This is a genomic window from Streptomyces sp. UF-297, from assembly GCF_058245575.1.
In genome coordinates this window covers 19,848-40,219 of record NZ_JBSIBZ010000069.1, presented here as the reverse complement: position 1 = coordinate 40,219, position 20,372 = coordinate 19,848, and the positions used below count along the sequence as shown (strand labels likewise).

General features: G+C 68.3%; 20 protein-coding genes. 12 read left to right on the top strand and 8 right to left on the bottom strand.

Annotation, left to right across the window (positions count from 1 at the left end; all coding sequences use genetic code 11):
* Positions 1-625 precede the first annotated feature (625 nt).
* A complete protein-coding gene (locus AC4IJH_RS31005) occupies positions 626-1,066 on the top strand; it encodes an SRPBCC family protein (protein WP_490855257.1) in 441 nt (146 codons plus the stop codon).
* 120 nt (positions 1,067-1,186) lie between these two features.
* Here the strand turns inward: AC4IJH_RS31005 and AC4IJH_RS31000 are convergent, their stop codons facing one another.
* Complete coding sequence (locus AC4IJH_RS31000; RefSeq protein ID WP_490855239.1) at positions 1,187-2,086, bottom strand: aminoglycoside phosphotransferase family protein; 900 nt, start codon at positions 2,084-2,086, stop codon at positions 1,187-1,189.
* A 142-nt stretch (positions 2,087-2,228) separates the two neighbouring features.
* Between AC4IJH_RS31000 and AC4IJH_RS30995 the strand changes: the two genes are divergently transcribed.
* A complete protein-coding gene (locus AC4IJH_RS30995) occupies positions 2,229-2,777 on the top strand; it encodes a CchlQ (protein WP_490855238.1) in 549 nt (182 codons plus the stop codon).
* Positions 2,778-3,258: 481 nt separating this feature from the next.
* Here AC4IJH_RS30995 and AC4IJH_RS30990 read toward each other — a convergent pair whose 3' ends face one another.
* Both AC4IJH_RS30990 and AC4IJH_RS30985 read right to left on the bottom strand, forming a co-directional pair.
* Positions 3,259-3,807: an EF-Tu/IF-2/RF-3 family GTPase gene (locus tag AC4IJH_RS30990; protein ID WP_490855237.1), complete on the bottom strand. Its 549-nt coding sequence runs from the start codon at positions 3,805-3,807 to the stop codon at positions 3,259-3,261.
* Positions 3,808-4,039: 232 nt separating this feature from the next.
* Positions 4,040-4,312, bottom strand: coding sequence for a DUF6355 family natural product biosynthesis protein (locus AC4IJH_RS30985; protein ID WP_490855256.1), 273 nt, complete (start codon positions 4,310-4,312; stop codon positions 4,040-4,042).
* Between the two features lie 413 nt (positions 4,313-4,725).
* Between AC4IJH_RS30985 and AC4IJH_RS30980 the strand changes: the two genes are divergently transcribed.
* Positions 4,726-6,171: a glyceraldehyde-3-phosphate dehydrogenase gene (locus AC4IJH_RS30980; RefSeq protein ID WP_490855236.1), complete on the top strand. Its 1,446-nt coding sequence runs from the start codon at positions 4,726-4,728 to the stop codon at positions 6,169-6,171.
* Between the two features lie 397 nt (positions 6,172-6,568).
* On the opposite strand, the gene AC4IJH_RS30975 is transcribed toward AC4IJH_RS30980, so the two are convergent.
* Positions 6,569-7,171 (bottom strand): TetR/AcrR family transcriptional regulator, encoded by a 603-nt coding sequence (locus tag AC4IJH_RS30975; protein WP_490855235.1) that lies wholly within the window; start codon positions 7,169-7,171, stop codon positions 6,569-6,571.
* A gap of 70 nt (positions 7,172-7,241) precedes the next feature.
* Between AC4IJH_RS30975 and AC4IJH_RS30970 the strand changes: the two genes are divergently transcribed.
* Together AC4IJH_RS30970 and AC4IJH_RS30965 are read left to right on the top strand one after the other, a co-directional pair.
* Entirely contained in the window at positions 7,242-8,072 is an 831-nt protein-coding gene (locus AC4IJH_RS30970; protein WP_490855234.1) for a class I SAM-dependent methyltransferase, read from the top strand.
* 488 nt (positions 8,073-8,560) lie between these two features.
* Positions 8,561-8,995: a hypothetical protein gene (locus tag AC4IJH_RS30965; protein ID WP_490855233.1), complete on the top strand. Its 435-nt coding sequence runs from the start codon at positions 8,561-8,563 to the stop codon at positions 8,993-8,995.
* Positions 8,996-9,192: 197 nt separating this feature from the next.
* Here AC4IJH_RS30965 and AC4IJH_RS30960 read toward each other — a convergent pair whose 3' ends face one another.
* Entirely contained in the window at positions 9,193-9,666 is a 474-nt protein-coding gene (locus AC4IJH_RS30960) for a MarR family winged helix-turn-helix transcriptional regulator (RefSeq protein WP_490855232.1), read from the bottom strand.
* A 119-nt stretch (positions 9,667-9,785) separates the two neighbouring features.
* Here AC4IJH_RS30960 and AC4IJH_RS30955 point away from each other — a divergent pair, with 119 nt between their 5' ends.
* From AC4IJH_RS30955 to AC4IJH_RS30945, 3 genes are all read left to right on the top strand, one after another.
* Complete coding sequence (locus AC4IJH_RS30955) at positions 9,786-10,166, top strand: HGxxPAAW family protein (protein ID WP_490855231.1); 381 nt, start codon at positions 9,786-9,788, stop codon at positions 10,164-10,166.
* Between the two features lie 308 nt (positions 10,167-10,474).
* Positions 10,475-11,038, top strand: coding sequence for a hypothetical protein (locus AC4IJH_RS30950; protein ID WP_490855230.1), 564 nt, complete (start codon positions 10,475-10,477; stop codon positions 11,036-11,038).
* A gap of 601 nt (positions 11,039-11,639) precedes the next feature.
* The gene (locus tag AC4IJH_RS30945) at positions 11,640-12,932 is read left to right on the top strand and encodes an LAETG motif-containing sortase-dependent surface protein (RefSeq protein WP_490855229.1); all 1,293 of its coding nucleotides are present in this window, start codon (positions 11,640-11,642) and stop codon (positions 12,930-12,932) included.
* 85 nt (positions 12,933-13,017) lie between these two features.
* Here AC4IJH_RS30945 and AC4IJH_RS30940 read toward each other — a convergent pair whose 3' ends face one another.
* Positions 13,018-13,563: a helix-turn-helix domain-containing protein gene (locus AC4IJH_RS30940; protein ID WP_490855228.1), complete on the bottom strand. Its 546-nt coding sequence runs from the start codon at positions 13,561-13,563 to the stop codon at positions 13,018-13,020.
* 103 nt (positions 13,564-13,666) lie between these two features.
* Here AC4IJH_RS30940 and AC4IJH_RS30935 point away from each other — a divergent pair, with 103 nt between their 5' ends.
* Entirely contained in the window at positions 13,667-14,590 is a 924-nt protein-coding gene (locus tag AC4IJH_RS30935) for an alpha/beta fold hydrolase (RefSeq protein WP_490855227.1), read from the top strand.
* A gap of 300 nt (positions 14,591-14,890) precedes the next feature.
* Positions 14,891-15,877 (top strand): alpha/beta fold hydrolase, encoded by a 987-nt coding sequence (locus tag AC4IJH_RS30930; protein ID WP_490855226.1) that lies wholly within the window; start codon positions 14,891-14,893, stop codon positions 15,875-15,877.
* Positions 15,878-16,637: 760 nt separating this feature from the next.
* Here the strand turns inward: AC4IJH_RS30930 and AC4IJH_RS30925 are convergent.
* Both AC4IJH_RS30925 and AC4IJH_RS30920 read right to left on the bottom strand, forming a co-directional pair.
* Positions 16,638-17,393: a class I SAM-dependent methyltransferase gene (locus tag AC4IJH_RS30925; RefSeq protein WP_490855225.1), complete on the bottom strand. Its 756-nt coding sequence runs from the start codon at positions 17,391-17,393 to the stop codon at positions 16,638-16,640.
* A 32-nt stretch (positions 17,394-17,425) separates the two neighbouring features.
* Positions 17,426-17,854 (bottom strand): acyl-CoA dehydrogenase family protein, encoded by a 429-nt coding sequence (locus AC4IJH_RS30920; protein WP_490855255.1) that lies wholly within the window; start codon positions 17,852-17,854, stop codon positions 17,426-17,428.
* Between the two features lie 849 nt (positions 17,855-18,703).
* Here AC4IJH_RS30920 and AC4IJH_RS30915 point away from each other — a divergent pair.
* Entirely contained in the window at positions 18,704-19,138 is a 435-nt protein-coding gene (locus AC4IJH_RS30915) for a MarR family winged helix-turn-helix transcriptional regulator (RefSeq protein ID WP_490855224.1), read from the top strand.
* Positions 19,139-19,255: 117 nt separating this feature from the next.
* Positions 19,256-20,323: an alkene reductase gene (locus tag AC4IJH_RS30910; RefSeq protein WP_490855223.1), complete on the top strand. Its 1,068-nt coding sequence runs from the start codon at positions 19,256-19,258 to the stop codon at positions 20,321-20,323.
* Positions 20,324-20,372 lie beyond the last annotated feature (49 nt).

Sequence of the window (20,372 nt, the reverse complement as noted above, 5' to 3'; positions counted from 1 at the left end):
ACCGAGACTATGTTGATCTAGCTGTGAGGAGCCAGCGCCCGAAGGTTCAAAGGCCTTCGGTCTGGGTGGAGTTCGCTCTCTACGGCTGACACGATCAACACCCATGACGGATCAAGACGACGCAGCAGGCGAGGCTCTCTGCCTCATCACGCGCCGCTGCCCCCGCGCTCTCGGCGCCGTACTCGGTGGCTCATCCGCTCAGGGCCGCGTAGCTCCAAGCAGCGACCTGGACATAGCCGCCCTGCTTCCGGACTCGGATACCAGCCGCCGCGAAATCATCCGCTACGGGGGCCGCTTGGCCGAACTCTTCATGCACACCCTCGCGGCCGGCCCCATCCAACTCACCCCCACCGAGTGGGAGCGAGGCCGCTATCTCCTCACCTGTTTCATGGACGATCTGATCGATACCCCACCGGCCGACCGGTATGAACAGCTGTCCCTGGCCGACGCCACCCTGCGCGAAGCGGCGCACCTCCTCACCGCACACCACGGTGCCTGGAACGGCATCGGCGAATGGCTGCCCGCAGACTGCTCAGCGCGGACCCGGCATGCGGCAAGGCTCTGCTCGACGGCCATCAGCGTGTGCCGCTCGTTCGAAACGGCTGCGGCTGATTACGGTCGTGCCATGGCTCTCTTTCACGTGGAACGTGTAACCCCGATTGATCCTGTCGTTGCCTGGCGGCGATTGACCGCCTGGGAACGGCACGGGGATGTGGTGCCATTGACACGGATCGTCGTGTCCGGTGCGCAGCGCGCCGGTGAGGGGACTGTGTTCGTGGCGCGGTCGGGAGTTGGGCCGCTGGCGTTCGATGACCCGATGGAGGTTGTTGTCTGGCAGCCGCCGGAAGAGGTCGAGCTCGGGGTGTGCCGATTGGTCAAGCGTGGGTCGTTCGTCAGGGGGTGGGCGGAGATCCACGTGCGCCCGGAGAGTGGTGGGGGCTCTCGGGTGGTGTGGCGGGAGGAATTGCGGGTGCGAGGGATTCCGCGGGCTTTCGACCCTGTGGTGGGGCGGGTGGCCTCGCGGGTTTTCGGGCGGGCGGTGGACGCGTTGTTGCGCCGTGAGTGAATCGTGCATGGGGGGAATCCGGACGCTGAGGGGCCCTTGCTCGGCGGCGAAGAGGGGGGTACGGGGCGGCGCGGCGCCCACTCGCACTCGTCCGGCTTCGCAGCGGCGCGCCGTTTCGGTTCAGGCGAGCAGTGCGGCCAGCTGGTCGGTTGCCTGGATCACCCATGCCGGATCTCCGTGCTGGCGGCCCCAGAGGGCGGCTTCCACTGCGCGCGCCTGTGCCCAACGGCGGGCGCGGGAAGGGTCTATCTCGGCTGCGTCCGCGAACACGGCAAGGCGGCGCAGCAGGGCGGACTTCGGATCGGTGGCGGCGAGCAGGTCTTCGTAGCGCCCGCGCAGCAGGGTGATGGAGTCATAGGCCGGGTCGCCGACGTAGCCCTTGGGGTCGATGGCGAGCCAGGGTTCGCGTTCGGCACTCAGGATGTTGGTGTAGTGCAGATCGCCGTGGATGAGTGTGTCCGGCTGGTCGGGGCCGAGTTCTCGGAGCGTGGCGAGCGCCGCGTCCATGACGTACTGAGGCAAGGGGGAAGAGAGACGTGCGGCGTCTGCGCGGAGGGTCTTCTGCCGCTGGTCGATCTCATCTCGCAGCCGGGGCAAGTCGATTGGCGCCGGTACGGCCAGGCGCCGGGCCAGGCGGCCGGCCACCGTCACGGCCTCGTCGATGTCTGCGATATCGGCCAGTGTGCCGGGCTCGGCCCGTTCCAGCAGCATGGCGAAGCGCGCGTCGTCGCGCTCGTAGAGGCGTACGGCACCGCGTCCGCCCCAGACCGCGAATGCATGCGGTTCATGGACGTTGCCCGGGTGGGGGAAGGAGACCTTCAGGACCGCGGGTGGCAAATCGTCGCGCCGTACGGGGATGACGATGCCTACCTGGCCGTGCAGAGTGGGGCCAACTGGCGTGCAGTTCCAGCATTGGAGCAGTTCGTCGACCAGGCCGGGAAGGGCGGCGATCCAGTCGCGGCCGCGATCGCCCTCCCTGGCTGATGTGCTCTGCGCGAATACCTCGGGAATCTCGATCACGTTGGAAGCCTACGTCTTGTCCGGAAGGCACTTCCGGTACCCACAGGGCAGGTGCGCTCCGGGTACGCCTGACCCCTGTTCTTCGGGGCGGGCCGCGCGTAGATTCCAGGTCTCGACGTCGTGATCACTGCTGGGGGCAGACGTGGACTGGGGGACGATCGTCGCGACGGTCAGCGGTGGTTCCATCGCCATTACCGGCACCGTTCTGGCCGACCATCTGCGCCATCGCCACGAGAAGGACCGCGGTGCCGGGGACCGGCGGCGGGCCGCGTACATCGAGTTCATCACTGCGGCTGAGGCCTGTCACGCCCGGTTGCGGCAGATCGCCCAGGCCCCGGATGCCGAAGCCGACTTGAACGCGGCAACCCGCGCGGCGCTCAGCGACGCCGCCATCTACGAAGCGCGCGAGCGGCTGTTCATCGACGCGACCACCGCCATCGCCAGTACTGGACAGGCGATGTTCGAGCGACTCCGCGCTCTGCAACGCGCGGTCGCGGCAGGTGCCGAGCCCGCATCGCCCGCCTTCCACGACGCCTATCACCCCTACCTCGCCACGGTCTGGGCCTACCGGGTCGCCGTACGCGAGGAGTTGGAGGGACTCTCCCTGTCCCCCGAGGCGTTCGGATGGGACAAGTGGGACGGGACGGACCGGTGTCCGCTGTGCCGGAGTACGGCCGCTTCGGGGGCGTGAGCGCGGGCGGGGCCTGCTCAGGCCGAACCGCGTACCGCTTCTGGGGCCGTACAGGGGCCCGTACCTGAAACCGACAGGCCTTGCCCAGCCATACGAACGACCGGAGCGGCAAAGGCTGTTCAACCGCCGAATGCGGACTGGGCAGCCAATCAACTCCACTTCCGATCCCGTAACAGGCGGGGTGTCCGGCGCACAGCCGTACCGGGCCAGCACGATGTCCGCGGCGCCCGAGAGAAATCCGGCACAGTCACCGGTTCCGGGACTCTCCGGTGTCGTCGGTCGGCACGGAAGCCGAAGGGCAGTTGTGCGTCGCAGACGTCCAGGACGCGGGCGGCGAGATGGTCGCGGTGTGCGGCGAGATGGAGGCGCCGGATGCGTGGGTGAGTACGTCGGCGATGTGCAGCAAGTCGGCCCGGCCGTGGCAGAGGCTGGTGTTGCCGTAACACCAGAGTGGCCAACAAGTCGTCAGAACTCGTGCAATTCAGCGAAGAAGCCCGCTCACAGTACCGGTGCCGGCGGCACGACCGCGGCGGCTAAAGGCGAAGAACTGGCCTTCCTCAAGGGCGATGGGCTGGTCGAGCACGACCGTCAACGCGACCTCGCCCGGTGGCTGCACCGAATCGATGCCATGGGGCAGCGTGATGACGCCCCAGACGTCAGCAGCGCGGGTGTAGAAGCAAAACCGCTCACCGGAGAGTACCGGCGTGCTGTTCTCCTCTTCGAACAGCAAGGCGATATCCGCCGTAAAGCCGACGCGCGGGCCCACCAAGCCGGGAGTCGCGAGCACCTGCCCCCGCTGCAGCGCATCTGCCGCCACGCCGCGCAGCACCAGGCCCACGTTCATGGCCGCACCTGCCTCGTCGATGGAAGCCCTGTGCAGATCAATGATGTCCGCGACGACGGCAATGTCGTGTCCGCCAAAGCCGACGACCGCCAGCAGGTCGCCTTTACGTACTCGGCCGCGTTCGATCCGGCCCGTCGCCATGACCACTCTGCCCTGGTTCCGACTGAAGACATCTTCCACCGGCATCAGAAACGATTCCCTCGCGGCACTCACCGGACGGCCTTTGCCCCCACCCATGGGTCCCAACTCCCCCTTGCTGTCCGCACGCGGCTGCCACGAACGGAGGTTTGAGGCTAACAACGCTCGTCGGTCGGCGTGTCCGGCGGCCATTCGGCAGCAGGTAACGCAAACACAAGGGCGGGGCACAGGCGCCACCGCCCGTGCCCCGCCCCACAGAGTCCTACAGGGGGCTCGCCAGTCAGCAGGTGCGGTTCACGTAGTGAGCGCCCTGGATCTTGCTGGCGGAGCCCAGCCAGGTCTTGCCGGGAGCGACACAGCGCTCGTAGTCGGGAGCCAACGCGACCTCGACCTTGATGACGACCCTGGAGCCGTCGGAGGTGCAGTGGTTGTAGAAGGCGTCGGCGCTGGTCTCGTAGAAACCGCACGGGTCGGCGGCCGCGGGGCTCGCGGTGGCGGTCACCGCGCCCAGAGAGGTCAGCACGAGGGCAGCGGAACCGAGGGCGCTGGTCACCATACGACGGACACGCAAAGCAAACTCCTTGGTCAGAGGGGTTACGAGCTCGGGAGAGCTTGTGCCTAGCGATGCCTACCGAGCCGGTTGGGCACCGCGGCCTGAGGATCGCAGTGCCACCTCGTGCTCGGTGATCGAATGCCGCATCGTTCACCTGGCGAATCGTTTACCTCTACGCCGATCAGATGATCTTGCCCGGTTCTCCCACCCAACCCGTCGGCATTGGTCTCTGCAGGGCGGCAAGGGTGCGGCAAATCCCCATAAAAGGGGTCATCTCTTCCCCATGGAACCTCACCCCCGCCCACGCGCCGCCGTGGTCCAACGCGCCGCACCCCTCCCAAACGGCACCCCTTGAACGATCAAAAAGAAGGGGGGTTAGCATATGAGCGCCGCCTAGCTCGAAAGATAGATCTGTGACTGTCAACGAAGACTCGTTCACTGACTGGAAGAGCCGCGAGGAGATCGCGGAATCGATGATCCCGATCATCGGGAAGCTGCACCGGGAGCGGGACGTCACCGTCCTGCTTCACAGCCGCTCCCTGGTGAACAAGTCGGTGGTCAGCATCCTCAAGACTCATCGATTCGCCCGGCAGATCGCCGGAGAGGAACTCTCTGTCACCGACACGCTCCCGTTCCTGCAGGCCCTCACCACGCTCGATCTCGGCCCTTCCCAGATCGACATAGGCATGCTCGCCGCGACCTACAAGACCGACGAACGCGGCCTGACGGTGGAGCAGTTCACCGCCGAGGCCGTCGCCGGAGCCACCGGCGCCAACAAGATCGAGCGCGGCGAGGGACGCGACGTCGTCCTGTACGGCTTCGGTCGTATCGGCCGCCTCGTCGCCCGCCTGCTCATCGAGAAGTCCGGTTCCGGCAACGGACTGCGACTGCGCGCCATCGTCGTCCGCCAGGGTGGTGACCAGGACATCGTCAAGCGCGCCTCGCTGCTGCGCCGTGACTCCATCCACGGCCAGTTCCAGGGCACGATCACCGTCGACGAGGCGAACAGCACGATCATCGCCAACGGCAACGCGATCAAGGTGATCTACGCCGGCGACCCGTCCGAGGTCGACTACACGGCGTACGGCATCAAGGACGCCATCCTCATCGACAACACCGGCAAGTGGCGCGACCGCGAGGGCCTGTCCAAGCACCTGCGCCCCGGCATCGACAAGGTCGTGCTCACCGCGCCGGGCAAGGGCGATGTCCCCAACATCGTCCACGGCGTCAACCACGACATGATCAAGCCGGACGAGCAGGTCATCTCCTGCGCGTCCTGCACCACCAACGCGATCGTCCCGCCGCTGAAGGCGATGGCGGACGAGTACGGCGTGCTGCGCGGTCACGTGGAGACCGTCCACTCGTTCACCAACGACCAGAACCTGCTGGACAATTACCACAGCTCGGACCGTCGCGGCCGCTCGGCGCCGCTCAACATGGTCATCACCGAGACCGGTGCCGCCTCCGCCGTCGCCAAGGCGCTGCCCGATCTCCAGGCGAAGATCACCGGCAGCTCGATCCGCGTCCCGGTGCCGGACGTCTCGATCGCGATCCTCAACCTGCAGCTCGCGCGCGAGACCGACCGCGAGGAGGTCCTCGACTACCTGCGCAATGTGTCGCTGACTTCCCCGCTCAAGCGCCAGATCGACTTCATCAGCGCCCCCGACGCGGTCTCCAGCGACTTCATCGGCTCGCGCCACGCCTCGATCGTCGACGCTGGCGCCACCAAGGTCGAGGGCGACAACGCGATCCTCTACCTCTGGTACGACAACGAGTTCGGCTACTCCTGCCAGGTCATCCGCGTCGTCCAGCACGTCTCCGGCGTGGAGTACCCGACGTACCCGGCACCGGTGGTCTGATCTCGGCGGACTGACCGGACTTCCTGCTCGGCGTAATGGCCGGCGGGCGGCATTGGGTGGCAATCGGTCTCGTACGAGATTCGGTTGCTCTCCCATGGTCGCTCGTCGGCCACTGCTGTTGGCGGGGGGGGCGATGGTCCGGTTGCTCCCCGCAATATCCCCGAGCCTTCCGTTCTGCTGCGGTGTTCGGCGGAGCCGTTGAGCGGCAGGGGTGCTTCGCCCCGTCCCCGTACGCGGCCGTCACCGTGTACTCGGGTTGAGCGCCGATCACGCCGTTCCTCCTGGCGACGCTACGACCTACCGCCGGTGCGGCACGCCTGAACGTCGCATCAACGGCGCCAACTTCCGCGCGACCGCACCTACTTCACCTACTTCACTGTCCGCATCGCACTGCCGCCTAACGTGACGACGCGCCTCGTACGGCCTCTGCGATGACGGAAGTTACGACCTTGCGGACCGCTTCGGCCTCCGGCGGAGTGCCCTTCCGGTCGGCGAAGAGCAGATGTCCGGTACCGATCAGCGTGGGTGCGAGCGTGTCCACGTCGGTGTCGGCTGCGATGCGGCCCAGTTCGCGCTCGGCGGTCAAGTACGAGGCAAGCATGGCCGTGGCCTCCGTCAGGACCGGGACGCCGGTCGGCGTGGTCCGGCGCAGTCGGGCGCGCAGTTCGTCCCTTGAAGTGACAAGGCCGACGATCGCCACCGCGACCGACCCGTACAGGTCCATCAGCGCGCCGGTGAGGTTGCCGGCGACGGTGCCGGTCCCGGCGGACTCGCGCAGGGCGGCGGCCTGGCCGTCGATCCGGCCGATGCGGTCCAGCACGAGCTCGGCGAGGAAGGCGTCGAAGTCGGCGAAGTGGCGGTGCAGTACGCCCTTGGCGCAGCCCGCCTCCGTGGTGACCGCCCGGCTGGTCAGCGCGTTCGGCCCGTCCCGGAGCAGGACTCGCTCGGCGGCGTCGAACAGCTGCTCCCGCGCGTCGCGCATGGCAACCCCTGTCGGCATACCGCGTACCCCTCCGTCCTCACCGCCCCCACTCGTTGACGAGTGGGCATGCGCCCACCATAGTGGGCGCATGCCCACTATACCGCCGGAACGATCGCGCCCTGCCTGGAGTGAGCTTCACCAACGTCGGGAGACCGCCGAGTCGTTCGGCACGGACGCCGAGCGCTACGACCGGTCCCGGCCCCGCTATCCAGACGCCCTGGTGGAACGCATCGTCACCGGCAGCCCGGGCACCGACGTCCTCGACGTCGGCTGCGGTACCGGCATCGCCGCCCGCCAGTTCCGAACAGCCGGCTGCCGAGTGCTCGGGGTCGAGCCCGATGCGCGAATGGCCGCTCTGGCACGGCAGTTCGGCGTCGAAGTCGATGAAGCGACATTCGAGGCCTGGGCTCCGAATGGCCGCGAATTCGACGCGGTCGTCGCCGGTCAGTCCTGGCACTGGGTGGATCCCCTTGCGGGGGCGGCCAAGGCCAAGCAGGTACTGCGCCCCGGTGGTCGATTGGCAGCATTCTCGAACGTATTCCAGCTTCCGGACGACGTGGCAGAAGTCTTCACTGCAGCTTGCCAACGGGTAATGCCTGACTCGCCGTTCAACCTCCAGGCGATGACGCAGCGAACCTTCGAGGGATACCAGGGACTGTTCGCCAAGGCCACCGAAGGGATACTTGAGGCGGGCGGCTTCAGTGATCCGGAGCAATGGCGATTCGACTGGGAGTGGCTCTACACCCGCGGCGCATGGCTGGATCAAATGCCCACCTTCGGCAACCTCACCCAACTACCCCCGGACAAGTTGGCGGAGGTGCTGAAGGACGTCGGTGCCGCGATCGACGCGATGGGCGGCAGCTTCACGATGCGATACGCGACGGTGGCGGTGACAGCAACGCGAACTGTCGCCGCCTGACGCACGAAGGGCTCGTACGACCTGGCTCGGCGGGGGACGTAACAACTTCTGATCCAGGGCTGTTGGCCATAGGATCAGCGAATTGGAATTGCGCGGACTCGCAGCATCCTCAGTCACGAACCACGTATCGAGACGCGCGATCCGGGCTTCCGCCCAGGAAGCTGTGCCGACTGGCTCGAAGGGCGTCTGCCGCGTCCGGTGGGCGACCTCACCGCATGGGCAGAATAGGATCGCGCCCAAGCCGAAGTCCATCGCGCAACACCGGATCGGGGGTGCGTTGCGCAGGCCACCTGAAGTGCGTCGGCAAGGTGGCCACTGAGGAGGGTTTGGTCGCGTGGGAAGAGGGCGGAATCCCGGGGATCAAGTTGCCGATGCTGCGGAGTTGGAGAAGCGATTCTCCTCCAGTCTGACCCAAACCGTAAGCCAGCTCTCCATTGACGAGGACGTCGGCCGCCTGGGACAGTGGCAGCAAAAAATCGGGGGACGTTATGACTACACCCGACCCGGAATCTTCAGTATTCGGCGGCACAGCTACCGGCGTGCTGGCGGGCCTCGCCGTAGAGCTCTGCAAGAACTGGAACGAAGAGCGCAAATCCCGGCAGCAGATCATTCGCCTCTTCCGCAGTGCCTGCGTGACTGAGGATCAGGAGATTCGGTCAGATTGCGAGAGCTTCACGATTAACGGGCTCACCTTCAGCTGGTCAGCACCACAGCCCAACGGTGACGGCGACGTGTACCGCGAAGTGCAGGTACTGAAGGAGGATGCGGCAGGCGATGACCCGAAGCGTGTTCGCATATTCCGGTTCTATCTAGGGGAGAACAACGCGCACTTCCTGAAGAAATTCTTCGCGGATAAGCCGGAGAAGGGCAGCTGCAGCTGGCCCCCACACGGCCTCTACTATTCGCAGCCCGAACGCCCCTGAAGGCCGTCTCGTGACGCTGTGATCAGGCCCGGCTGAGGGGCGAAGGGCAACGCCACTGATGGCCAGTGGACACCGTCGCCCTTCAGTAGGCGGCGGTCCCGCAGAACCTGCCAGTGGAGTCGCCCCCGCCCATCGAGGGCGGGCAGGTCGGGTATGGGGATGGCCCGCTCCCCCTCGCCTCCCCAACTGACAGAAGTTCAGCTCTCGCAGGATTCCTCGAGGTACGTGCGCGCCATCGTGCCCGCGCGCGTGAACCAGTCGGTGAGTACGGCGACTTCGTCCGGTGTGTAGTCCGCGAAGAGTTGGGCGAGGAGTGCGTAGTACGGCTCGTAGACGGCTCGTACGCGTTCAGAGGCGGCGGGGACGGCGGTGACGAGTACGCGGCGGCGGTCGGCCGGGTCCGGACGGCGGGTGACGAAGCCGCCGCGCTCCAGGCGGTTGAGGATGCCGGTCACCGCCCCCGTCGTGACGTGCGCGCGGTCGGCCAGGTCGCCGGCGGTGACCGGGGCGTCCCCGGCGTCCAGGACGTGCGCGAAGCAGATGAGGTCCGCGACGCTCAGACCCAGGCTCCGTGCGAACTCCTGCTGGCCGACGATGCTCGTCGCGATGAGTCCGTCCATCGCGCGGATCGCGTCCGGAGCCGTGGCTGCGGGGCGGGGCTTGCCCTCCATTGAACTTCCCTTAGTGCGTAAGATAAATTCCTCACTTGCTAAGGCATTATAGGTCCGGCGCCGAAGGCGTGGCTGCGGCATGCCATGACACGGCCCGGCGGGTACGAGGAGGCATGCACATGAGCGGACATCAGCACGACGAGGGCCACACCATCGCCGGATGGGCCGGCTGCGCCATCGCCGTGGTCGGAGCCGCAGTCACCGCCGTTGGCATCATCAGCTGGAATCCGGGGATCTGGCTGGGACTTGGCGTCATGGTGGCCGCTGTAGTGGTGACATGGGTGCTCCACCTCGCGGGCTGGGGCAAGTCGCCCGGTCCGCGGCCTGCCGACCAGTGGGGCCTCCGGGTCCGCGACCAGGCCGCGCGTGCGGGGCATGTGGGCTGCCTCGGGTGCCGGCTGGCCGGTCGGCGCGGCGTCACGGTACGGCCCGTCACCACCCCCGAGCCCACCACCGCCACCGCCGCTCGCACGGATTCGCCGGCCGGCCTGTCGTCCTGACAGATGCCGTGCAGGCCGCCGCGTTCGGCTTCATCGGGGTCTTGCGCGCCGAGCAAAGAGCGCCGCTCCCCGGCATGGTACGGACCGCATTAAGCATGCGTAAAGATTGCCGGGTTCTGGCAATGTGTATACGCGCTCTCGCGAGAAATGATGTGGCCAAGCGGGGATGAGAGCGGATTGGGTTCCGATTTCCGGCAGGAATGCCGGTGTTGAGGCCGAAGCTCTCGTCTCGATGTCGGTGTGCGGCGAAGCCTCGTCGCCCCGCCGATGCCACGTACCAACGCATGACGAGCAGGTGAAGAGCGCTGATGAGCACGCCGGAATCGAACTTTCACAACCAGCAGCCCGGGCCCGCGCAGCCTTACGGACAGCCCATGCCTTACGGACAGCCCGCGCCGTACGGACAGCCGGCACCCTACGGTGAATACGCGCCCTATCCCGGTGGCGGTTACCCCGTGATGCCGATGCCGATGCCCAGCGGGGTCAAGACCGCACGCGTCGTACTGTTCGTCGTCGGCGGAGTCAATGTCATTCTCGGCTTGCTGCTGCTCGTCGCCGCCGCGGCCTTCGACAGCGGAACCGTGTCGACCGCCGATTTCGACGACTTTTCCAGCGGCTGGCTGTACGTCACCGGCGCGCTCTCACTCGCCATGGCTGTCACTGCGATCGTCCTCGCGGCCAAGTTCGGCCGCGGCGGCAACGGCGTACGCATCGGCGCCCTCGTCGTCGCCGGAATCGTCGTTTTCAACGGCGTACTGAGCCTCATCGCGGGGCAGAAGCTGAGCTTGGGCACCCTCGCCCTGGCGCTGATCGTCGTCATCAACTGCGCGAAGAAGGACGCCGCCGACTGGTTCAACCGCCCCCGCGCCTGAGCCCTTCGGCAACCTCTTCGGTCATTCCCTTCTGTCACCCGGCCCATCGGATCGCGCATTGCCGCGATCCGATGGGCCGCTTCGTCGATCGGTACGCAGTCGAGTGGCGCACCGACTCACGAGCCCAAGTGGGGAACTGGTCGGCGCACACCCCGAGTCCTCGATGCGGAGTGGCGCGGCCGCCGCCCGACGAGAGGCAGCACTTCCAGTTCAAGTGGCCGTACGGCGGCTCGATCCTCAATCAGGAAGGCGCCACGCACTCGGTCACCTTCGTCAACCCCGTCGGCGTCAGCCGAGTTCTCCCGCCGTCGACCTCACGTCGCAGGGTGGCCGCGCCGCGATACGAAGGGGCCACCCTGCGGTCAACCGTGCAGGAATGACCAGAAGGCCATCGTTGGTTACGTCACAGAGAAAGTTGCCACAAAGTGGGCAACTATGACGATTTGCCCGAATCACCCGCCGTTCTCAGGGCGAAAACATTCACGTAAGTAAATTTCTCGTTGTCCTCGGCTCCTGGTCCAGACATACGATCTCGGGCGTCCCGCCGCCCGAGCAGTGCCGGCACGGCGGGTCTCCTTTGCTCCGACCCGGGAATGCCTCAGTGACTCTTCGCCGTACCCTCGCGACCACCGTCGCCGCCGCCGTGACCGCGCCCGTCCTCCTGCTCTCCGCCGGCTCCGCCTGGGCCGACGCAAAGACCCCCGCGCAGACGCAGCAGAAGCTCACCTACGCAGAGCTGCAGAAGGCCGCCGAGGACGCGGAGCAGGCGTACAAGAAGGCGGTCACCACCCAGGCCGAGGCGCTCAAGAAGCTGAGGGCCACCCTGAACGGCATGGAGAAGGAGTCCCACCCGCTCAGGGCAGCAGCCCTCGCCGCGGAGAAGGCGGCCAAGGCGGCCGCTACCGAAAAGGCAGCCGCCGACAAGGCCGTAACGGAGGCCAAGGGCGCGCTGGAGGCGGCCAAGGACGAGGCCGAGAAGGCCGCGGCGCAGAAGGTGCTCAAGGCCGCCGAGGCCGAAGCCGAGAAGGCCGCTGAGGCCAAGACGACTGCCGACGGCAAGAGCAACGCGGCCTGGAAGGCGTTCTCCGACGCCCGGCTCAAGGCAGTCCAGGAATACAGCCTGGTCCAGGGCGCCCCGGAAAAGACCCTCAAGGCCAAGGAAGCGGCCGACGAGGCGGTCAAGGCGGCCCGCGAGTGCGTACGCGTCTCGGGCCTGACCGTCCTCGCCAACGGCCTGCCCTCGAAGGTCGTCGCCGGGACCACGGTCGACTTCTCCTTCACGGTCGCCAACGGCACCGACCGCACGCTGAACGTCGATCCGCTGGTGCTCTTCCGTCTGGACGCCGAACACAAGGACCAGCACTTCATGAAGGTGGAGTGGGCCGACGGCTCCACCTGGAAGGAACTGGACCAGCGGGGCAACCACCACATCGCGGCCGTCAAGGACCTGAAGCCCGGCGCCCGTACCGACGTGAAGATGCGCATGTCGTTCAAGGAAGGGGGCCCGGCCGACAAGGCCTTCGCCCTCTTCGCCGGAGATGCCTCCGATCAGTACAACCCTTGCATTCTCGGCCCCATGAAGCGTTACGACTTCAAGGTGCTGCCCGCCGGCAGCAAGCCCGGTGAGGTCGACGAGGCCAAGCCCGGCAAGGTCGACGACAAGGAGCGCCCGAAGCCGAAGCCGGGTACTTCGGGGCAGGGCGGCAAGTCCGCCGAACCCACCGCCGGCGGCGCCTCCGACAAGCCGGTGCCGACCGCCACCGGTGGCGATCTCGCCAAGACTGGCTCGTCGTCCGCGCTGCCGCAGCTCGCGCTCGCGGGCGGCGCCGCCGTGCTGCTCGGTGCCGGGGCGGTCTTCGTCGTACGCCGCCGTGCCGCCAAGAGCGCCGACTGACCCGACTGACGTACCTGTGAGGGCCCTTATCCGAGTGCCGGATAAGGGCCCTCGCCTTGTCCGCCGGCTCGGGCGGGCGCGGCGGTCAGTCGCCGCGCGGGGGCGGCGGCTCGGCGGGGAAGAGGATCGGGCTGAGCAGGTGCCGCGTGCGGTCCGGGGTGGGTTCATGGGCCATGCGGGCCGCGATCACCGTACGCAACTCGTCGATCATTTCGGTGAGTTCGTCACGGCTGAGCCAGAGGGAGTGCTGGCGGAAACCCACCGAGTCGGCGGCCGGGTCGGCGCCGTCCCGGTCGACGTAGGCGTTGAACTCGGCCAGCAGGGTGGCCATGGCCACGGCGAAGCCCTTCCGGTAGTCCTCCGGTGACAGTGCCGCGGCGGTTTCGGCGTCGATCACCGCGCGGTCGCGGTGCAGCCGGTAGCGGCGCTCCACGGAGCCGCGTACCCGCTGTTCGTCCTCGACCGCCAGGAGACCGCCGTCGGCGAGCAGGCCGACGTGCCGGTAGACAGTGGCCTTCGAGACGTCGGGCAGTGCGGCGCAGAGTTCGGTGGTCGTCCGTGTCCGGCCGTCGTGCATCGCGTGCACGAGGCGCATCCGTACGGGGTGCAGGAGCAGGTCAACCGTGTCCATGGACAGATATTCTCATCATCGATACCTTTCTCAAAGTTGAGAACAGCGCTTGAAGCGGCGCTTGAGGACATCGAGAATGAGGTCGTACGCCATGCCGTGCCCCTTGCCTGCGTCCAGTCCCGACACCGCAGTTGTCGATCCCGGCGAGCCTCCGCTGGGGCGCCTGTATGACGTCAAGGGGCGGCGGCTGATGCTGCACCGCTCCGGTACCGGAGGCCCGACGGCAGTATTCCTGCCGGGCGCCGGAATGGTCGGGCTCGACTACCTGAACGTCCACGACCGGGTGGCGGAGATGACCACCAGCGTGCTGTACGACCGGGCGGGGACGGGCTGGAGCGAGGAGGCCGAGCTGCCTCGCAGTGCCGCCGAAGTCGCCGAGGAACTCCACGACTTGCTGCGCGCCGCCGAGCTGCCCGCCCCGTACGTGCTGGTGGGCCACTCGCTGGGAGGGGCCTACGCGCGCCGGTTCGCGCACCGCTTCCCCGGTGAGACAGCAGGACTGCTCCTGCTGGACCCCTTCCATGAAAACCTCCACGACCACGCGCCTCAGCACGCCCGGGAGAAGCTGGCGCAGCTGCACAGCCAGGAGCTACCAGTCCTGACGCAGGAACAGCTCCGGCAGGCGCGAGAGCAGGTGACACCGCTCTTCGCGAGATGGCCGGACAGTGTCCGCCACCCGCTCATCGAGCATCACATCACGTCGGCGTGGAAGGCCGGCCTGTACGAGGACCGGAATCTCTACGACGAGGTGTCCGGTGAACTCCGGCAAGCATCGGCGCTGCCGGACGTGCCGTTGATCGTACTCACCGCGCTGGGGCGCGACGCGGCCCAGGCGCAGCTGTGGCCGGAAGAAGTGCTGCGTCAGATCGACGGCGCCAAGACGACACTGCACGCCCAGTTGGCGTCCTCAGCCCCACGGGGCGAGCACCGCATCCTGGAGGACGCCGGCCACGGCTGGCTCCATGAAGAACGCCAGGACGCGGTCCTCCAGGCGATCGGGGACGTCCTACGGCTCGGGGGCCGGTGACGGGTGGGGCGGAGGGCACGGAAGGTACGGAAGGTACGGACTGACGCTGGGGGCGGTGGGGGTGGGGTGGTGGGCGACGTGCAGCCCCGCACGCAGCGGTCCCGGTTGCCGCCGCTTGCCGGGTGGGCGCCGGGCTTTCACACTCGCACCCCCAACGACCCTGCCGACGCGGAAGATTTGACGGTCCGTGGAGCCTGTCACCGCGAGACGATTCGCCGAAGCAGCAGCAAGACTCGTAGTGCTCAGTCGCCCGTAGCATGATCCTTGTTCCCTGCCCGTTCTCAGCCCCGGAGGATTTTCATGTCCCAACCTGCCAAGGCCTCGGAATTCGTCCATCGTCTGGTCCCCTCCCCCGCCGGACGGATCCATCTGGTGGAGCAGGGGTCCGGGCCGCTGGTCCTGCTGGTGCACGGCTTCCCGGAGTCCTGGTACTCCTGGCGCCATCAGATGCCGGTGCTGGCCGCAGCCGGGTATCGCGCGGTGGCCATCGATGTTCGCGGTTACGGCCGTTCCTCCAGGCCCGAGGAGGCGGCCGCGTATCGGATGCTCGATCTGGTCGAGGACAGCGTCGCCGTGGTACGCGCCCTGGGCGAGCGGAGCGCGGTGATCGTCGGGCACGACTGGGGCTCGGCCATCGCCGCGCACTCCGCCCTGCTCAGGCCCGATGTCTTCAGTGCGGTCGGACTGCTGAGCGTTCCCTACGCGCCGCCGGGCGGCCCGCGTCCCAGTGAGATATTCACGCAGATGGGCGGGGAGGAGGAGTTCTACGTCTCCTACTTCCAGGAGCCGGGGCGGGCCGAGGCCGAGATCGAACCGGATGTCCGTGGCTGGCTCGCGGGCTTCTACGCCGCCTTCTCCGCCGACACCATGCCCGGCCCCGGCGCACCGGACCCGCACTTCGTCAGCCGCGGCGGGTCGCTGCGCGACCGCTTCCCCTCCGGGCAGCTGCCCGCCTGGCTCAGCGATGCCGAACTCGACGTCTACGCCGAGGAGTTCGAGCGTACGGGCATGACCGGTGCGCTCAACCGCTACCGGAACATGGACCGCGACTGGGAGGACCTCGCCGACTACACCAAGGCCCCCGTCCTCCAGCCGTCCCTGTTCATCGGCGGCGCCCTGGACGCCTCCACCGCCTGGATGGCGGACGCGATCGAGGCGTTCCCCGTCACCCTGCCCGGCCTTGCCGCCTCGCACATCCTCGACGGCTGCGGCCACTGGATCCAGCAGGAACGCCGCGAGGAGGTCAACCGGATCCTGACCGGCTGGCTCGCCGGTCTGCCTTCCTGAGGAGGGAGCCGGACGGCGACGCCGGTCGCCGGCCCTCGGCCGCCACCGTCAAGGGGCGGTCGAGCGGCTGGGTGAGGAGGGTGCGTACCAAAGGGTGCGTACCAAGGGGACCAGGTCGTCGCTGCCGCGTTCGCAGAAGTGTCGCCGGGCAGGGTGGCGGTGTGGAAGGCGCGTTCGGTCAGGGCTGACCAGCCGTGCAGGAGGGAGTCGGCGACGAGGATGTCATCGGTGCCGCGTACGGCGATGACGGGGCAGGCGACCGGTTCCGGGCCGCTGGGGCGGTAGCGGGCCGCTGGGGCGGTAGCGGGCGGAGGCCATGACGTCGGCCTGCAGGACGCGGCCGAAGAGGCAGCGGGCGAGCGGATGGCCGGGGGCAGGCCGCCCAGGGCGTCCACGCGCTGCCACAACTCCTCTTCGCCGCCTTCCAGTTCGGCTGCTGTGGAGTGCAGCCAGGAGGGCGGAGGCGCTGACCAGTACGAAGGCGGGCGGGCGGCCCGCGGCGGTCGCCGCCGCTGCCCAGCCCGTGCCAAGCAGCGCGCCCATGCTGTGCCCGACCACGGCCCACTCCTGGCCCGGCGGCGGGGTGACTCGGCGGCGAGTTCCTCGATCAGTTCCGGAAGGGAGGCAGACGCAGGCTCGGCGATACGGGTGCCCCGGCCGGGGAGTTCGACCGGGACGACCTCGGCGACGCCCTCCAGGGCATTGGGCCAGGTGCGGAAGGTGGCGGCCGATGCCCCCGCCTGCGGCAGCGGGAAGAGCCTCACGCCCCGGCCACCGCCGCGAAGCGCAGCCGGTAGTAGTCGACGTACCAGACGCCGTCGCGCAGCAACTGCGGCGCGGCCAACTCCCCCGCCCGCTGCAGGACGGCCTCCCGCTTCTCCGCCGGTACGTGGGCGGTCAGCGTGGTGCCGAACATCCGCAGCCAGCCGACCACACCGTCGGCGTCGTCGGCCATGGGGGTGAGCCGGGGGAAGTGCTCCATCACCTTCACCTCGAAGCCGTGCTCCTCCAGTAGCGCCCGGTACTCCTCGGGCGTCGGGAAGTACCAGGGCGAGCGCATGCCCTCGGCGAGGCCGTGCTCCTCCAGGGCGGCGCGCAGCGCGTCGATGACGCCCACGCAGTTGCCCGCGCCGCCCATCTCGGCGACGAACCGCCCGCCGGGCCGCAGTGCCGCCCGCACCCGGGCGACGACCTCGGCGGGGCGCAGCATCCAATGCAGGGCGGCGTTGGAGAAGACCGCGTCGACGGGGCGGTCGACGGTGAAGGCGTGGCCGTCGGCGAGGAGGGCGGGCTGTCCCGTGCGGCGGGAGGCGGCCTCGGTCATCTCCGGGTCGCCGTCCACGAGCACCATGTCGCAGCCGTGGTCGCGCAGTTCGGCGGCGATTTCGCCGGTGCCGCAGCCCAGGTCGAGGATCCGCTCGCCGGGCCGGGCCGCCAGCAGTTCGCTCACGCCTCCGGCGAGGGCGGAGACATAGCCGAACTTGGCGTCGTAGGCCTCCGCGTTCCAGGTGGTCATTCCTGTTCATCCCCTCTCGGTCTGCATGAGCATCAGTTCGTCGGTGCCCCTCGCGGGGGAGAGGCCCTGACCGTCGTGCAGCGCCCGCTCGGCCGGGGGACCGGGGTGGCCGGGTGGCCGGGTGGCCGGGTGGCCGGTGGCCAGTTGACGCGGGGGCCGGTGGCGTACGCGTCGGCGCCGGCCGGCTGAAGGGCCAGGTCGGCGACCCGGTTCAGGACCTGGGCGGCGCGGTATTTGCAGGCAGCCGCATAGTCGGCCGACCAGCCGCCGGAGGTCAGCGGCCGTACGGTGTGCAGCGCGGCGGCCCGTATCTCCTCGGTCTCGGTGCGCAGGGCGGCGAGTGTGAAGCGGACCTGTTGGTTGCCGATCAGTGTTGTGCCGAAGGTGTGGCGCTCGCGGGCACCCTCGGCGGCGTGCTCCGGTACGGCTGCGGCCAGCGCCGCCATGCGGAGGGCGAGCAGGACGCGCTCGTGGATCCAGTGCCGCCCCAGCCGCGTGATGGCGCGTCAGGCCGGCGGCAGGACGCGGCTGACAGGCGCCGGGGACAAAGTGATGTGTCCGGCGAGGTCGTGGAGTCCGCAGTTGTCGACGGGGGCGATCCGTACGCCAGGTGCGTCGGCGTGGACCAGCAGCAGGGCGGGGCTGCGCTGTGAGCCGGTGGCCTGTCCGGGGGTCGGCGGCGAGAACGAGGGGCAGGTCGGCGGGGTTTTCGCTGATGAACCACTTCTCGCCGGTGACTCTCAACTCGCCTCTCTCGTCAGTGACGTCGGTTGCCTGCGAGGTCACATCGCTGCCGAGTCCGGAGGGTTCGGTGACGGCCAGTGCCGCCGTCGAGGTCTCGTCCGGCAGCCGCTCCTGCGGCCCGGCACCCTCGGATACGAGGCCGCCCAGGAGTCGTTCACTGGCCTCCAGGTGGACAGTGAACTGAGAGTCATGGAGCTCACGGGTGGCACCTCCAGCAAGGCGGCGCACAAATCCTCCGCCGAGGTCATTTCCAAGCCCTTCGCAAGCTAATAGATGACACATGCATGAGTCCATCGATCAGGATCGCCATCTCATGATCCGAACGCGCCCAAGCCTGGACCGAGTACCCGAAGGTGGGACGGCCGCGTTTTCCGGGCCCCTTGAAGACAGCCCCAGACTGTCTCGACCACAGCAGCCTCCCGCCGTCGACCTGCCGCGCGAACCCCTTGCGTCAACGGAACCGGCCCCTGACACAAGGGCCTCGCACCCATCACCCATTACATGCAGATACAAGGTGTGCATGTGCATATATCATGCGGCGGTAAGCCGAGACGCGGAGTTGAGACATGGCCCACGGCGACTGCGAACGCTGGACCCAACTGGTGACGCTGCACGGGCGCATCGAGCAGCACCTCGCCGAGGTACTGCACCGCCGGTGCGCACTGGGGCTGTCGGAGTACCGCGCGCTCTGCCTGCTGACCGATGCACCCGAGGGCGAACTGCGGATGCAGGAGTTGGCCGATGCGGTCGGCCTCAACCAGAGTTCGGTGTCGCGGCTGGCCGGCCGGCTGGAGCGGGCCGAGCTGGCCGAGCGCTGCCACTGCCCCGAGGATCGGCGCGGCGTATATCTGGGCATCACCGACGCCGGACGCGAGCGCCAGGCGCAGGCACACCCGATCTATGAAGCCGCGCTGGGCGAGGCGCTGGACAAGGTGGCCTCCGCCTCCACCTCCGACGCGGGGCTGGCCAAACTGGTCAAGCGTCTCCGCGCGTCAGCCTGACCTGCACGCCACCTCCTCACCTCCCCCGGTGACAAAGCACCGGCACTCCTATTACTGTTTGCATGCACCTGCATTAAATGTAGGTGCATGCACATCACTGTGACCTCAAGGAGACCCGTGAACTCCCCGCTGCTCGCCCCGTATCGCAGCCCCGCCCTCCACCTCCCCAACCGGTCGGCCATGGCGCCGATGACGCGCGCCCGCGCCGACGACGCCACTGGGGTCCCCACCCCGATCATGGCCGAGTACTACGCGCAGCGCGCCAGCGCAGGCCTCATCGTCAGCGAAGGGATCTGGCCGCACCGCCTGGGCAAGGGAGGCCCCTGCGTGCCGGGCCTCACCGAGCCGGCCCATGTCGAAGGCTGGCGCCGGGTGACCCAGGCCGTGCACGCCGCCGGCGGACGCATCTTCGCCCAGCTGTGGCACGTGGGCCGCGTCAACCACCCCGATACCCTCGGCGGGGAACAGCCGGTCGCCCCCTCGGCCGTCGCGATCTCACATGGCCAGGTCTTCACCGCCTCTGGTCCCAAGGACTACGTCGTCCCGCGCGCACTCTCCACGGCCGAGGTCGCCGAAACGATCGAGTCCCACGCCACGGCCGCCCGCAACGCCATCGACGCCGGCTTCGACGGCGTCGAGATCAGCGCTGCCTACGGCTACCTCGCCGCCCAATTCCTCTCCGACAACGCCAACGTGCGCACCGACGGCTACTCCGACCACGTCCGATTCCCGATCGAGACCGTCGAAGCCGTCGCCGCCGCGATCGGACCGGAGCGGACCGCGCTGCGCATCTCCCCCGGCAACCCCCTCAACGACATCGTCGAGACCGACCCCTCCGCGCGCTACCACCGCCTTCTCGACGCCCTCAACACCATGGGCCTGGCGTACCTGAACGTGGTGCAGTCCGGCGCTTACCCCGCCCTGGAAGACCTGCGCCCCCGCTGGAGCGGCACCCTCATGGCCACCTACGACGCACTCGGCCCCGGTCCCGGCACCCGTGCGCAGGCCGAGAAGGCACTGGACGCCGGCCTCGCCGACATCTACGCCTTCGGACGCTCCTTCCTCGCCAATCCGGACCTGCCCCAGCGCATCGCCGCTGACGCCCCGCTCAACCCGCCCCGCGAGAGCGGTATTTACGGCGGCGGCGCGGAAGGCTACCTGGACTACCCCGCCCTCAACGGTTAGCCGATGCGACGGCAGCCGACCGCGCCGGGCACTGCTCGCTGGGGGGACA

Coding starts and splice junctions, on each gene's coding strand:
- AC4IJH_RS31005 (WP_490855257.1), top strand. CDS start 626: ATGGCTCTCTTTCACGTGGAACGTGTAACCCCGATTGATCCTGTCGTT.
- AC4IJH_RS30990 (WP_490855237.1), bottom strand. CDS start 3,807: ATGCCGGTGGAAGATGTCTTCAGTCGGAACCAGGGCAGAGTGGTCATG.
- AC4IJH_RS30975 (WP_490855235.1), bottom strand. CDS start 7,171: ATGCCGACAGGGGTTGCCATGCGCGACGCGCGGGAGCAGCTGTTCGAC.
- AC4IJH_RS30970 (WP_490855234.1), top strand. CDS start 7,242: ATGCCCACTATACCGCCGGAACGATCGCGCCCTGCCTGGAGTGAGCTT.
- AC4IJH_RS30965 (WP_490855233.1), top strand. CDS start 8,561: ATGACTACACCCGACCCGGAATCTTCAGTATTCGGCGGCACAGCTACC.
- AC4IJH_RS30960 (WP_490855232.1), bottom strand. CDS start 9,666: ATGGAGGGCAAGCCCCGCCCCGCAGCCACGGCTCCGGACGCGATCCGC.
- AC4IJH_RS30955 (WP_490855231.1), top strand. CDS start 9,786: ATGAGCGGACATCAGCACGACGAGGGCCACACCATCGCCGGATGGGCC.
- AC4IJH_RS30950 (WP_490855230.1), top strand. CDS start 10,475: ATGAGCACGCCGGAATCGAACTTTCACAACCAGCAGCCCGGGCCCGCG.
- AC4IJH_RS30940 (WP_490855228.1), bottom strand. CDS start 13,563: ATGGACACGGTTGACCTGCTCCTGCACCCCGTACGGATGCGCCTCGTG.
- AC4IJH_RS30930 (WP_490855226.1), top strand. CDS start 14,891: ATGTCCCAACCTGCCAAGGCCTCGGAATTCGTCCATCGTCTGGTCCCC.
- AC4IJH_RS30925 (WP_490855225.1), bottom strand. CDS start 17,393: ATGACCACCTGGAACGCGGAGGCCTACGACGCCAAGTTCGGCTATGTC.
- AC4IJH_RS30915 (WP_490855224.1), top strand. CDS start 18,704: ATGGCCCACGGCGACTGCGAACGCTGGACCCAACTGGTGACGCTGCAC.